The sequence below is a fragment of the Alcaligenes sp. Me129 genome (genome assembly GCF_050487245.1).
Classification (GTDB): Bacteria; Pseudomonadota; Gammaproteobacteria; order Burkholderiales; family Burkholderiaceae_B; genus Alcaligenes; species Alcaligenes phenolicus.
In genome coordinates, this window is the sequence record NZ_JBKQGX010000012.1 from 111,733 (window position 1) to 127,155 (window position 15,423).

Consider the following 15,423-nt stretch of genomic DNA (forward strand, 5'->3'; position numbering starts at 1 on the left):
GCCTCCGTGGTTATCCAGGGCTTTGAAGTTGCTAAAGCCCGCATTCATCAAGGCGCTACCCGCTTCTGCCCGCCAATCATAAATAGTATCTGCGTTTATTCCAGCTAAAGCAGACCCGAACAGAAAAGTCTAAAAACAACCATCAACTTTCATCCAATTCTGTTCAATTTCATTCCGTATCTTTTATAGTCGGACCACATAATCATCTCAGCACGTTAATCAAGCATGAACACAAAAACTCAGTGCTTATCACCTATTGCAAATTGCCACTGATGCTCAAGCCCTTTTCCTTGCCGTGAAACTTGCAAAGAAAAATCCTCTGAGTAGAAACGCGTAGGTGGAGGCTATATGTACTAGCCTCCACCTTAGTTGAAGAGTTCATAACACAAGCTCAGCATGCCTAGGTTATGTCACTTACGTCCCCAGGCTGTGCTACGTGTCCGACATCGTGCCTTTCAGGTGCGAATTTGGGGACTGCTTAGGTAAGGCCCATAGGGCCATGAATAGTGACGTGCCCCCCCCCAACAACGCGCTCGCCCAATCCTTAAGACCGGGAAACACAAACATATTCCAAAACAACGCAGTCAGCGCCCCCAGAATGGTAATCAATAAGACACTAAGCCCTGTTTTTGTAGGTTTCACTACGCTATAGAGCAAGGCTAATAGCAGCGCTGGAACACCATAGAAAACAAGCGCATTGAGTGCGGCCAGCAAAGCACCTGCCATACTGCCTACCAGTACCACCCATGCCTCATCCCCGGGCTGTGACCCCGACAAGGCCAGCCACACCCCAATAAATGGGCCGGCCAGCACGGGACAAAGCAAGAAACTCAAAAATACACGCCAGCGTGGGTATGGACTCATGGTTTGCACCCCTGTTCCTGGCTATAACCTAGCAGCTTACATCCGTAATTTATCCGCGAGTTATAGTCCAGAATATCGATCCCGCCGGGTGCGGTTTGTCTATCTGGCAGTATTGCGCCCAGACCATCACTATTGGTCATCGTTTTAGATACCCATGTAAACACTACGCGGTCCTTCAAGTATTTTTGATGGATAGGCTGCAAGGTTTGTTGTTCACTTCGTAGTTGATTGATATCCCACTGCACTGGGTCAAGATCTTGGTTATACAAGTCCTTGAAATTTGAGAACCCGGCGCTCATTAGCGAATTACCAGCTTCTTGCCTCCAATCATAAATTGTGTCTGCATTTACCCCCGCGAGAAGCGAACCGAACAGGAATGAATATCCTGAACCCTTTCCGTCCGCACCCAGGCCTGTTAAGGCTGCACGCGATACATCTTCCGCACCCCCATACCACTTCGCCCCCGAACCGACATGTTGCTCATAGCGGTCCGATGCACCAAAGAAGTCCGCCCGGTTATCAATGGTGTTGTAGTACAGCGCAAAGCGTGATTCGGCCCCGAGGCTGTTGTAGACATAATCAAAGGTGTTTTTGGACGAACGGGTCACGTCTCCATTCAATAAGGCCCAGGCATCTTGCATGGCTATGTACTGCGTAGCCGTATTGACCGCAGTACGACATGCATCCCCCACCGGATTGGCCGCGCACAGCGCATTCATTTCTCGATCAAGCAACTGACTGAGACGTTCAGCCTCTTCCTTACTGACCCTCTTTTGCTCCTCGGACGAGCAGGTCTTGCCGCTCAGGCAGGCTTTCACTTTATCGACAGCCGATTGCGTCAGATAGTTGTTATCAAGGGCAGCAATAGCGCTGTTGGTGGCGGTAGCCGCCTCCAGGCCACCGGTCGCACTGATGCCGGCCACCAGCGTTGCAATCAGATTGCGCTTCGCTTCTTTTGCCTGCGCCGTCTCTCCCGGTTGATCCAAAAACAAATTGGTCAACAAGCTACTGCTTGCAGCGCCTAACGCACCGTCGGCACAACCTTGATTACTGGCCGCCGCTCCCGCACACGCCAGCACACCGTGCAAGGCGGCATGCAAGGCACTGCCTTCGGTCAGTGTGCCGTCTTTAACTAAGCCGCCGATATACCCTGCCCCTTGCTGTTGCAGGTAATTGACCACCAGATTCTGGGCAAACTGGGATGAAGCACCAGTCACGTTGCCGCCCGCAGCTGCCGCCAAGGCCGTTAACACCTGACGACCCGTACCACCCGGGGCCCAGATTGCCGTGGCTTTTAGCTGTTGCTCAAGCGCTGCCAAACGTGCAGGATCACGCTCACCTTCCGGTTTGCTTCGTTCACGATCCAATGCCTTCTTAGCGGCAGTGGCTTCGTTGGCCCGATTATTCAGGAATACGCCGGTCTCGCGTTGCAACGCTCCGACAATCTCAAAGCCCGCCTGGATTTCTCGCTCGTTGAAAATCGGCTTGAGGGCATTGCTGCCGTCCTGGCCCGTCAATACGTCACGGTTCAAACTGGCCAGACGCTCATCCAGTGTTTCCCCGGTGAGAAGCTGTTGTTTAGCTTGATCCGTAATCGTGATTTGGGCGCCACTAATGCCGCTATACGTGGTGCTGCTGCTCTTGCCGCTGGCCGCCATGACCATTGGCGGGCTGGCGCTAAAGCCGCCCGTGTTGGGCAAGGTGGTGCCAGGCACCTGCTCGCCCGTGGCAGCTTGGCCTTGCTGGTCCGTACCTACACCCGATGAGGTATCACTGCCGCCTGAACTATACCCAACCCCCAGACTCATACTGCTGGCTTTGTAATGGGCGTAATTGTCTATATCGCTTGCGGTCAGCGTACCCGTCGTCAAGGTGTTAAGCCCGTCCTTGACGGCTTGCTCTGAAGCGGTGATGACGGCCCCTTTCAGGTCCGTATTCCCTTTGACCGTGATTTGGAAGCCCGCATCCCCAGCCTCAATACGAGACTGCTCGTGAACGCTGGCGTAATCACTATTGATCTTCTGCTTGCCAACGTTGGCACTGGCCGAAAAACCGACTCCTACCATCACGCTGCCACCAACATTACTGTCCTTGCTGGTAAAGCGGCTCGTATCTTGCAGGCTCTCTATATTGAGATCGCCCCCCACATCCGCCACCACTTGCTGACCACGGGCTACCGCGCCGCGCAGATTCGTATCACCGCCGGACTCCAGCACCAGACGGTCTCCCGCGGTGACATAGCTATGACTCCAGGTCAGGTCTTTACCCTCGCCTTTGCCCTTGCCACGACTGGCGTTAGCCGTCACACCAAAGCCAATCCCATTGGACCCCAAGGAAACGGCCACCCCCACGCCAGCACTGGAACTACTGCTGCTGCGGTCAGTCTGGACCGTGTTTTCTGCCGCCAGCAAGTTGATGTCGCCATCAGCCTTCAGATGAACATCGCCCCCTGCGCTGACCGTACTGCCACGCGCCGTCAGGTCGGAATCCTGGCCCGCACCCGTCGCACTAATACGGACATTTCCACCTGCTGCCACCGTAGAGTCGGCGGCTGTGTCGTAGGAGGTCTTGGACTTACTGTCGCTTTTACTGGAACCGACCGTAATCGAGAGGTTGATCCCCCCGGCCGTTGTAGGGTCAGCGCTGACCGCATCGTAGGCATTGACGGCCGCCAGCCCCGTCGTGGCGGCCGCTAAGGCTTTCATTCGGGTATCAGAGGTATCGCTGGAGGCCCGCTTCATCTGCTGACCTGTCTGAATAGCGGAAATGACCGGCGAGGTCAAAGCCACTGTCAGGCCCGACTGGCGAAACTTACTTTCCTGAATGTTTATGCCGGTTTCACGAGCCTCAAGAATATCCACCCGCTTAGCATGAATGTCGATATCGCCTTTGGGTGCCAGAACATGGCTACCTGTCTGCTGATAGCGATTACCCGCTGCCAACATGACATCCCCATCCGTCGAGCCGATTGTCGAGGCCGCTGCCCGTGTGCTGGCATCCTGTTGGTCAGCACTTTGCATCTGCTTGCCAATCGTGAAACTCAAACCGCCGCCAGTCATGAAACCGGATTTGTCGACCCGCTTGAAATGGCTTTCCTGCTTGGTATCTGTTGCGGCCTGAATGGTCAGATCATTGCGGGCCGCAATAACGGTACCCGCATCAGACACCAGATTGCTGCCAGTGACCGTGACATTTTCCCCTTGCACAGCCACGGTCTTACCACTGAAGGTACTGGATACGGCCGTTGTTTCCTCCAGACTGTCGCGGGTGGTCATTTTCTTGGAACTGAGCAGACCACGACTTTTGATTTGCCGGCCTTCACTCCAGTTACGACTATCTTGTCCGGCCAAAATCTGGGCCTCGCCTTGCGCAACAGCGACCACAGCGCCTTGCTCACTGGTCACGGTCGCGGCAAGCGCTGTCAAGTCTCGACCTGCTTGTACCCGTACGTCCCCCGCGGTCGTGATACTGGTGCCTACCTCCCGCTCATAACCTTGCTTCAGGTAGTTGTTGGCATCAAGAACATTATTCTCTTGTTCTGCAATGGCGACGGTCCCCAGACTGACATCACGACCGGCCACCAGCGCAGTCTGGCCGTCCTTGCCGCTATTGATCACTTGTGCTGCATTCAGTGTGAGGTCACGACCGGCTGCCGCCAACAGAATGCCATCAGAATTGGTCACGTAAAGGCTCGCCACCCGGTCTAGGTTGGTCCGGCTAAAGTCACTTTTCCCTGCCTGCTTGACATCACTGTGGGTCGTGCTGACCACGTTAAGGTCGCGTCCGGCATCAAGCAGCAAGGCGCTCTTGGCCTGGATCGTGCCACCCACATTGTCAATATCCTCACGGGCACTAAGGACCACTGCGTCACTGGCAATACGCCCTCCCAGATTACGCAGGTTCTGTCCCGTGATCCGGACGGCTGTACGCCCGGCAATCATTCCGGAATTAAGCACATCATCCTTGATAGCAAGATCGATCGCGTTGGCCGCCACTAAGGTGCCGCTCCCATCAAGATCATCCGGTCTGACGCGAACATAGACTTGCGGCACTAAAGCACGGGCCTTGCTGCCATCCGGTAAGGTGACATCACGCTCGACCAGCCAAACCATATCGCTGGTCAGTTGAGCCATTTGCTCTGTACTGAGCGCGACTCCAGGGCGCAAATTCCATTTCTTGGCATAGGAGCTGCCCGCCTCCAGCAAAGCACGATACTGCTCCTCATCATTGACGTAGCCTTCCAAAAAACGGCGTCCCGTTAATTGATTGATCTGGTCACGAACCAGCTTTTGCTCATAAAACCCATCGCCCAGACGCTTGAGCATCGTGACAGGATCATAGCCAAGCCGGGTCAACATATAATCCGAGCTGAGCCATTGGCGATAGTCGGTAAATCGCGGGTCGGCCTCAACCAGATAAGTACCAGCATCGGGGCTGGTGCGGAACAAGCTGTTAGTGGGGATCTCGGTATCGACCTGAACCATCCGGATGTGCTCGAGCGTATCACCATTGAAGCCAGGGGCCTGAGCCTGAACTTCACTTATTGGCTTGCGCTCCACGGCGCCATTGCGCTCCAGTTGCCCCCCCACCTGAGCCGTCTGTCGATCATCAATGGCAAAGCCACTGCCTTGTCCCGCCGCATTCTCGATAAGCTTAGATACATCCAGGCTGAATGTAGTGACGCTATCAGCCGGGTTATAGGCAATTTTCGAATGCCATTTGCGCTGGTGATAACGCTTGAAACCACCCCGCCACCGGCTGTAGGTGTATTGGCTGGTTCCAGCCTGGCGAATGACATGCTGCCCAAAGACCGCTTCATTCTTTAGCTTATCCAAATCACCCTGAAGAACGCCACCAGCAATGATCTGACTCTTGTCGTTCAGCAGCTCATTGCCATGTAAAGTGAGATTACCACCGGCGCGAATCAGGGATGGAGCACTTTCGGTCACCTGGGTTTCATATTCGCTGCGGGTAATCTCATACTGAGTCCAGTTGCGCACCTCGGCACCCGTTTCCCGGTGACGATAGCGTCCAGCGCGGCTCCAGCCTTCCCACCGATACTCACTGATATCATGCTTGTTCGGATCCCCCGAGGGCTGAATATAAGTATGCTGTGTCGGTTCGCCTACCCGGACCAATTCGGTATTGAAATGCAGATTGCGATTGAGCAAACGGTTGGCATCGATGCTTATGCCACCCAAAGATTCAATGACGGCGCTGTCATTCAGAACCAGGACCGCGCGACCGGTCGCCTGCCCCTGCCCATCCAGTGCACCACCGACATTAAGAGCATCAGCACCTGGGCCAGCACTGAATATCAGCGCTTGCTCCCGATTATTAATAAGCTTGGCACCGATGTCCAAGCGCTCTCGTGCGGCGATGACAGCAGCACGATCACCCTCTTCCCGGTTATTAACAGTATCGGCCTGAATGCTTAGATGATCCCCATATAGGCGACCCGTACCCGCATTATCCAGCGTGCCCACATCAATATGAGTTCGAGCGCCATCGATAAGGCCACGATTACTTAACGTTCCCTTGGCAACAACGGTGGTGCGCCCCCCGCTGATCTCCCCCGTAACCGTGTTATTGACGTGTTCGCCACGCAGTTCAAGCGTACCCGCCTGAATCACGCCCTGATTGTTCAACTGTGCAGCCGAGTGAATCACTGCTTGGCCGTTAGCCCGAATATCATTCAGGTTAGTGAAATTCTGCTGAACAGACAGGCTCAGATCGCCTTTTGAATGCAGGCTGCCATCACCTCCTACCGTGTCTGCGGCAAGCGCTAAGGATTGGCCGGCAAGCATCGTACCTGACTGGTTAAGCACCCGATGGGCAGCCAGTTCAATACGGCCATCCGAATACAACTGGCCTGCCGTGTTATCCACCACACTGGCCGTACCGCTTCCACGAATCACCAGGGAGTCATCCGCAGCCAACGCACCCTTGGTGTTATCAACATGACCCGCCGTCAACGTGACCTGTTTGCCTTGTATGCCCCGAGAGGGGCTGGCATCTGTGCCTTGAGTATGCTGATTAAGAATCTGCTCCGCTTGAAGGTGTAGCGCCTTACCTGCCGCTATCAGCCCAGCCCTATTGTTCGCCACGCCCGACAGCTCCAGATTGGCATCACCTTGGCTGTAGATCACCCCTTCACGGTTATCCACATTCGCACTGGTCAGCGTCAGGGCCTGGCCGCTCACGATCCCGCCCGCACTGCCCGAGCCTGTGTTGATCAGTTCCTGCCCATGGGTATCCAGACGCAACGCTTTGTTCGATTGCAGCAAGCCGCCGGCATTATTCAATGCTCCACTGTCCAGATTCAACGTGCCATCCGTGCTAGCAATGGTGCCGCCGGCATTGTCCAGCGAGGCCCCTTGGGTATGAACATCAACACGAGAGCCCAGCACGATGCCCCCCGCATTGCCCAACCCAGCATTCATCAGGCGGGTAGCCGCAGCACCTTGTACTATGCCGTTGGCGTTCTCGGTACGGCCCTGTGTCCGTACCTCCATGCCACCGTCCGTGGACACAAGCAGACCGCCTTCACGGTTATCGACGGTTCCGGCGTCAATAAACACATCGGCCACACCCAATACCTTGCCACCTTGATTATTGAGCGACTCTTGAACATCCATGCTCAATGTCTGTGCGGACGATACCGTACCGCCCTGGTTGTGAAGCGCGCCCGCTTGCACTTGCACGTGACCATTGCCGATGATCATTCCGTCACGGTTATCGATTGAGTCCTGCGCCTTCAGTACCAGGGCATCCCCGCCCGTGGCCAGCAAAGTGCCTCTGGCGGTATTGAGCGTGCCAGTCTCAACGCTGATTGTCTGTGCCTGCGTCGTGGCCTGTTGCAAGTCTGTCGTTGTACCGCGAAGATTCAAGGTGCCATTACTGGCAATATGGCCTTGCTGCCCCTGCAAGTTGGCGGCATACAGGTCAAGGTGCCCACTGCCTGCGTGCAAAACCTCACCTTCCTTGTTTTCCAAGACACCGGCTCGAATGTTCAGATCAGCATTACTGGCCAGTTTTCCCCCGTCACGGTTATCAAGTGTGCCCACCACCTGCACACGAGTCGATTGATCGCCTGTAGCGACAAGCTGGCCGCCACGATTGGACAGTTCCTGTGCGCTCAGATCAAGCGAACCGGCCGATTGCAACAGGCCCTTGTCATTACGGAACTGCCCGACGGCAATTTGGGCCTGATCGGCAAGCTTGATTTCCCCCTGACGGTTACTCAAGTCGCCGCCGCTAACCTCAAGCCGCCCTAGGCCCAGGTGTCCCCCATCATTATTCAGCCCCGCTTTGGCAAGCATATTGATATTGCCACCAGCCACAATACGGCCACCCGTATTGTCCAAGCTAGTCGCAATATCAAGCTGTCCCGGCTCCAGCGGCGCAACGCTACCAACGCCCGTGCCTTCCTGGCCAGTGCCCGGCGCCGGATTAGCGCCCGTACCGCCCGTTTCCCCATCCACACCGGTCCCCGAAGGAGGGGGCTCTCCTGACGATGAGTCCTGAGCAATCAAACCAATACGACCGCCCTCCCGGTTGCTGATTTGAGCGGCTGACAATGACAAACTCTGGGTTCCAGCCTGCTCAATGGTGCCTGCCTGATTATCCAAAGACTGGGCTTTAATCGCCACCCGCCGCGCGTTCAGCGTCCCCTGGCGGTTATCAATATCCTTGACACTGTCTATGGACAGTTCACGGCCCGCACTAATGACGCCGGTGTTTGCCAGGCCATCATTTGCCTGTATCTGCGTATCTGCCTTGGCCTGTATCGTGCCACTATTTTCCAAACGACCATCGGCAGTCACCACCACCTGCCCCACATGAGCACCAATCGCACCAGCGTTACGCACCCCGACCCCACGCTCGGTCCCCACGAGAACAATTTTCTGGCTGTACATGCCCCCCAAGGCGCCGACATCCAAGGCAAATGCAGGCGCCCCGCTATCGGTATCGACGGCTTGCACCTTGCTGTGGTCGGCACTGACTTCATTGGCACCCGTAGTGACCTGTAATTGCTGTGCCCAGATGCCTGCATTGACTTGCACCGAGCGGGCGATTAAATCCGTATAGTCAGCGGCACTGGCATCCAAACCTTGACCCAAAACCGAAATGCTGCCGCCTTGCACACGGTAGCCCTCCAGCGCCCCACCATTAATAATCGGTTTGCCGGTGGTCAGCGTGCTACGGTCAGCATTGATAAAACCACAACCATCACACGAGATACCCGCAGGGTTGGCAATGATCAGTTGCGCACGATCACCCGCCACTTCCACATAGCCCCGCAACAGGCTGGGATCGTTGGAGTTGACCTCATTTAAGATAACGCGCGCCGTCCCTTGCGCCAGCCAGGGGTTGCCTTGCACCCAGCCTCCCAATTGGGACTGCACACTTGTACGGGAATTGTTAAGAATCGCACCTTGCGTATCGACATCAAACTGCTGATAAGTATTGCGCGAGACACCCGCAGCGCTAGGCGTTTGGATGTTAACCAACGGCACCCCATTGGCTGCTTCCAGCACCGTTGGCTGCTGATTGCCCGGAGCATTCGGATCGGCTACAAGCTGAGCATGGGCTACCGGCACCATAAAAACCTGACCAAGTGCCATCGCCAAGGCAAAGTAGACAGGATTGACAACGGCCAGGAAGCGACTATGCACGGTGGTGCTCGTACCAGCACGCCCACCGGGTCCATTGCGGCGCACAATTTCCGCTACAACCTGGAATAAGCCCAACGTACGGTTAAAAACAATACGATATAAATTCTTGTTCATATCATCACACTCTGGATCTGGCGCGAAATAAGAAAGAAAAGTTCAGTTCAGTAGGACCAGCTCAGGGTAAAGCCCGTCGTGACCGAATCGGTCTTGAATCCTTCAGGCTTATGAAGAGGCACACCGGCGTACAGATCCCAGTAAAACCCCTTGGCCCCTCCTCGCAGCCCAATCACGGAACCCGCTAAGTTGCGTCCCTGAAGCCAGCGTGTGGATGGCCCACCTACATGACCATAGTCGGCACCCAAGTACAGTTCCTGGCCGGCACCAACCGCTACACCGATTTCATTGCGCCAGACCCAACCGCGCTCACCCATGAGCATCAGCTCACCATCAAAGCCACGCACCGAGTAACGGCCGCCAATAGAGAAGCGATCCTGCGGGACCAGAGGCGTACGATTCCATTGCGCTCGCCAACTACTGATGTAGCGGGCGCGCTGAGTTCCCAGCGAGAACGGCGCCATCAACTGCACATCGGCAGTAATCAACTTCATCCGTGAGGTGCCTTCTCCGAAGGGCTCCTCAGGCGCACTTTTCGCTTTAAAGGCTCCCGTGCCACGGCGATAAGCCACACTCGCATCCAAGGTACTGTTACCCAAATACTCACGATGGGTCACCCCCAGCTCCCAGCCACCCGTGCGACGGTTCTGGACCTCGATTTCCACATCGTCAATAAAGTTACTCGAGCGACGTGTCCAGGCTCGGCCAAACAAGGCTGTTTTTCGTGTTGCGTCACGGTAAACCAAACGTGACAAGCGTAACTCTGCATTGTCACTGGTGCCGCTGTACACATAGCCTTGGTTGTAGCCCGCAATCGTTTGATGATATTTATAGCTACTGATGGTCGCGCCCAGCGTCCAGTAACCATAGGGCACACTGTAATGAAAGGTCTGTGCCCGGTTACCTTTGCCACGGCTGCTGAACAGGTCGTAGTTAAGGTTGACGTAAAACAAGTCGTTCAGCATCAACAGGTCATCCAGCGAGACGGTCACGCCCCCTTGCAGCTTGCCTGTTGACTTACTGCCAGAGTCATCTAAATGGGCCGATAAACGGATCGGCGGCGAGCGTTGCTGCCATGCGATTAATAGATCACTGTCGCCAGGCCGGGCATCGTCGCCTTCAGCGGGAACAATCTGAATATCTGCCTCTACGGTGGGAACACGCTTGAAATTCTCCAAAGCCTGTTCAATATCGCGCAAATTCAGTAAATCGCCCCGTCGGATAGGAACCGCGTTCCAGGCTGTCGCCTTCAAGGATGTTTCTTCGGTAAAACGTACGTCACGCACACGACCTGGAACCAGCGTTAAGGTCAGTTGGCCCGCACGCAAATCTTGTGCAGGCGCCAACACACGCGTTGTGACATAACCACGCGCGATAATCGCATTCTGAATACGGGCCATCACCACGTTGATCCCGTCCGTACCCAGGCAACGCCCCGTAGCGGGATCATGGGCCGGGTCGGCTGCCCTCAAGGCCCAGGTAAAACGCGGGGACTGGTCCCCCTCCAACCGTATTTGTGAAATAGGAAAGCAAGGACTTTCCTTATCAGGCAATTGCTCAGGAGCAGGGGTCTGCACAGGCGGCAAACGCACATCGGGCAAGGTTTCTTGCTGTTCACGCAGGATACGTTCCCGTTCCTGCTGCCGCAGCAATTCCTGCGCCATACCATTTTGTGTCTGCGCCAATGCAGGAATAAACGGTGCAAACAAAACCAACAAAGGCCACCTCTTGGGCCAAACCGTGCCCCTCATCACCTATGTCCTTTTGCGTAAGCATCAATAGTTTTTTCTAATACCGATAAACTGGCGGGACTAATGATACCCAAGTAAACAAAGGGTGAGCACAGCAGTAATACTTTGTAGAACCATTTACGGATGCGGACAAGTTGTGTGGGTATAAGTCAGGGCGATTTGGCTCCTGAACGCTGCGGCAACGTCGCCAACAGCAAACCCGCCAAGGCCAGGATGAAGGCGTAAATATGCACGGTCGTAAAGCTCTCACCCAGCACCAGCACACCTACTGCTGCGGTGCCCAGGGGCATCAAGACCATAAACACCGCGGCTTGCGAAGCAGGTACGGAACGCACTCCCGTCATCCACAGCCAGACCGTCCAGACACTTGCAGCCAAGGAATAAAACACCAGCAAAGGCCAGATCCAGCCTGCCGGTGCCGTGAAATCGAAATCCCAGGCGGCGTATAAACCTAGGGGCGTAATCAGCACCAGGCTACACAGATTGATAATCGCGCTGATGCGCTTGGGACTAAGCACGGCGGTCAGGCGCTTGCCTATGACCGCATAAGCCGACTCGCACAGGACGGCACAAAAGATCAGCGCATTGCCCAGCCACATTTTTCCTGGGTCCAGTTGACCCACACCGTGATCATCCGCCTGTACCAAGGCCAATAAGGCAATCCCGCCCATCCCCAGGGCCAGTGACACCCAGGTGCGCGGCCCTATGCTTTCTTTCAGGAAGTACCAACTGAACAAAGCCACCATGCCGGGGATGGCAGACAAAATGACGCCTGCAGATACCGCACTGGTCATGCTGATGCCCGTCACCATGCACAGCGTGAACAGGAAATTACCCAAAAAGGATTCCAGAAAAATCAGGCCACGGGTACGCAGGTCCAGTGCGGGTTCGGTCGCCGGTTTGCGCAGCCAACGCAGCATGGCTATCGCGCCAATGCCGAAACGCAGCCAGGCCAACAGAAACACCGGCAGCGCCGCCACCAAAGGCCGTGTCAAGGCGATATAACTGCCCACCAAAGACATGGACAAGGCCAAACAGGCGTATGCCGCCAGACGTGATCCCGCTCTATTCACCCACCCTCTCCTAATACACACATTTGCAAGGCAGCTAATCAAAATACCATGGCGGCCAGGGTCTACAATACGCCCGAGCTCGGCCTTCCAGGATAAAAACATGGCCTGCCATGTTGTCCGTTTCGCTCACCACTGCCTGTACTCCTGACCTTACCCAGATCTGCCCGTACGGCCCCGTGTTGCCAGCGCTTTATCCCACCCCATCGGAAAGTCGCGTCGCCAGCCCTTAAGCAGGTCTGCGATGGACGGCCCTACACCCGGCCCGACCCATGCTGCTCCCCGTAACAGACTAATCCGCACCGCGCCGGCCCACCGGCCAGCCGTGCTCCTTGAAGGATATTTCATCATGCAGGCTATCGCCCGCCTGAGCCGTTTTGTTGGCAATACCTTTGCCATCTGGGTTCTACTGTTTGCCGTTCTGGCCTATTACTTTCCCGACCACTATCGCTGGTTAGGCGCTTATATTGTTCCACTTCTGGGCATCATCATGTTCGGTATGGGGCTGACCTTGTCGCGCCAGGACTTTGCGGAGGTGTTTGTACGCCCTGGCCGTGTGGCTATTGGTGTATTGGGACAATTCATCATCATGCCCGGTCTGGCCTGGTTTCTGACCTACGCCTTTTCCCTGCCACCCGAATTGGCCATTGGCGTGATTCTGGTGGGCTGCTGCCCCGGTGGCACCTCGTCCAATGTGATGACTTTTCTGGCCCGTGGCGACCTGGCCCTGTCGGTTGCCATTACGTCGGTCACCACCTTGCTGGCTCCTATCGTCACCCCTGCCCTGATTTACTTCCTGGCCAGCCAATGGCTGGAAGTCAGCGCCTCGGCCATGTTCTGGTCCATTGTTCAGGTAGTGATTCTGCCCATTGCCCTGGGCATTATTGTGCAATCCCTGATGGGTGAAAAGATCAAAGCCGGTGTGGCGGCCCTGCCCCTGGTATCTGTGGTGGCCATTGTGGCTATCGTGGCCGCTGTTGTCGCGGGTAACCAGCCCAAAATTGCGACCAGTGGCTTGTTGGTGTTCTCGGTTGTCGTTGTACATAACACCCTGGGCTACATCCTGGGCTATGTACTGGCACGCTTGAGCGGCATGCCTTTAGCACAGCGCAAGACGCTGGCTATTGAAGTGGGTATGCAAAACTCCGGGCTGGGTGTTGCCCTGGCCAGCGCCCACTTTTCGCCATTGGCCGCCGTGCCCAGCGCAATCTTCAGCGTCTGGCACAATATTTCCGGTCCCTTGGTCGCGACAATTTTCCGTCGCATGGGTGATGGCAAGTAAACACCTGCAGCCAGGTGCAAGGGCTTAAACCCAAGTCCACAAAGTAAAAAGGGACGCTCTACCGGGCGTCCCTTTTTTTGCATCCAGAGTGTCGCAAGACACCCGCATCCGCTCAAGTCTCAGCTTTTACGCGAAGACACATAAATCCCGCCTACGATCAGCAAGAAAGCCGCTCCGTGGTAAAGCTTGGGGGTATCGCCCAGAATAAAAACCGACATCAAGGCGGCAAATACGGGCATCAGATTGACGAAGAAACCGGCCGTGGCAGCGCCCACTCGCTGGACAGCCACGCCCCAGCATCGCAAGGCGATCAGAGCCGGACCAGTCCCCACATACAGAATGGCCAGCAACAAGCCCCAGGACCAGTCGATATGCCAATCGGTGAACTTCCACTCCATGGCGGCAAAAGCACCCGACCAGATCAAACCGAAAAACACTTGTGCCATCACTACCGTGGCCCAGGTTTCTGCGATTGCACCCTCATGGCGGCGCGTACTGAGCATCCAGCTATAGATCGCCCAGGCGATAGTGGCAATCACCATGTACACATCACCCGGCACAAAACGGAAGGCCATCAGCTCCTGCCAGTCCGCACGCGTCAGCACCAGCACCACACCCAGCAAGGACATCAAGCCCCCCACCAACTGACGCCCATTGACGGTAGATTTGAAGAACAGGCGTCCAATGACCAGCATCCAGAACGGCAAGCTGGCGTTGACCAAAGTCACGTTAATGGGGGACGAGCTTTGTAGTGCCAGGTATTGCAAAGCGTTATAGATCCCTATGCCCAGCAAACCCAGAATCGAGTAGCGCTTCCAGTTGGTCCACAAATTACTGCCGCGTCGCAGCACTTGCCGTCCTACAAAAAGCAGAATGGTGAAAGCTACCAGCCAACGGAAGAAATTCAGGGTAATGGGCGGAACCTGATCATGAATCAGGCGCCCCACAATAGCATTACTTGCCCACAAGATCGTGGGTAAAACCAGTAAAGCCGTCGTGCCAGGGGTCAATTTCTGAGTGCTCACAAGCATGTCCTAAAAAACGGCAACGGCGCATGTGATCCCTCCTCAGGTCAACTCTGCACCGTTACGATTGGCCTAGTATATAGGCAAGCATGCCCTGCCCTCTACGCCTTTACCTACCTGCTTGTGACGATGAGAACTGGTCAATCTTTGACCAATCCATAAATATTATTTATAATCATACAATTGTCACGTCATGGCGCTGATTGAATTGTATTGGCCCATCCCATCCACGCTCGTCTGACTTTAGCAACATCAGATGCAGCTACCCAGGGTAAATCGACCTTGAAACACCCCCACTTTTGGGAATAAAGCTTGACCCGATCAAGCGCCCCAAGTGCATTACTTGGCACCACAACCAGCACCTTTAACCGCAAGGGCCTGTCCCGCGCGTCGTTATGCAGGTCTCTGTTCCTGGCAAGTATTCGTGTTTTTGCCCGTTTTTCAGGTAGGCAGACCTTGTCTGCCCCGGCTGGATCCCCCTATGAACGGCGGACGTGTTTTCAATTTGATCCACCTGACCCTGTCTGGAACCAACCATTCCTGACAGACACAGATTCACCCCGATTTTTATGGGCCTAGTGCAAGGCTGGGCTCCAGACACCGCTTGTCCGGTTTGTCGGTCTGCCTTGTTTCCAAGCC

At 55.4% G+C, this 15,423-nt stretch carries 6 protein-coding genes; 1 reads left to right on the forward strand and 5 read right to left on the reverse strand.

Annotated features, from left to right (window positions below):
- Positions 1-432 precede the first annotated feature (432 nt).
- From ACLPGZ_RS13595 to ACLPGZ_RS13610, 4 genes are all read right to left on the reverse strand, one after another.
- Positions 433-864, reverse strand: coding sequence for a hypothetical protein (locus tag ACLPGZ_RS13595; protein ID WP_060185969.1), 432 nt, complete (start codon positions 862-864; stop codon positions 433-435).
- Positions 861-9,656: a two-partner secretion domain-containing protein gene (locus ACLPGZ_RS13600; protein WP_429641521.1), complete on the reverse strand. Its 8,796-nt coding sequence runs from the start codon at positions 9,654-9,656 to the stop codon at positions 861-863. The genes ACLPGZ_RS13595 and ACLPGZ_RS13600 overlap by 4 nt, the downstream gene beginning before the upstream one ends.
- Positions 9,657-9,703: 47 nt before the next feature.
- Positions 9,704-11,407: a ShlB/FhaC/HecB family hemolysin secretion/activation protein gene (locus tag ACLPGZ_RS13605; RefSeq protein WP_060185971.1), complete on the reverse strand. Its 1,704-nt coding sequence runs from the start codon at positions 11,405-11,407 to the stop codon at positions 9,704-9,706.
- Positions 11,408-11,556: 149 nt separating this feature from the next.
- Positions 11,557-12,480, reverse strand: a complete 924-nt coding sequence (locus ACLPGZ_RS13610) for a DMT family transporter (protein ID WP_115635142.1) — start codon at positions 12,478-12,480, stop codon at positions 11,557-11,559.
- 346 nt (positions 12,481-12,826) lie between these two features.
- Here ACLPGZ_RS13610 and ACLPGZ_RS13615 point away from each other — a divergent pair, with 346 nt between their 5' ends.
- The gene (locus tag ACLPGZ_RS13615; protein ID WP_035268109.1) at positions 12,827-13,759 is read left to right on the forward strand and encodes a bile acid:sodium symporter family protein; all 933 of its coding nucleotides are present in this window, start codon (positions 12,827-12,829) and stop codon (positions 13,757-13,759) included.
- 119 nt (positions 13,760-13,878) lie between these two features.
- Here ACLPGZ_RS13615 and ACLPGZ_RS13620 read toward each other — a convergent pair whose 3' ends face one another.
- Positions 13,879-14,790, reverse strand: a complete 912-nt coding sequence (locus ACLPGZ_RS13620; RefSeq protein WP_035268110.1) for a DMT family transporter — start codon at positions 14,788-14,790, stop codon at positions 13,879-13,881.
- Between the last annotated feature and the right edge of the window lie 633 nt (positions 14,791-15,423).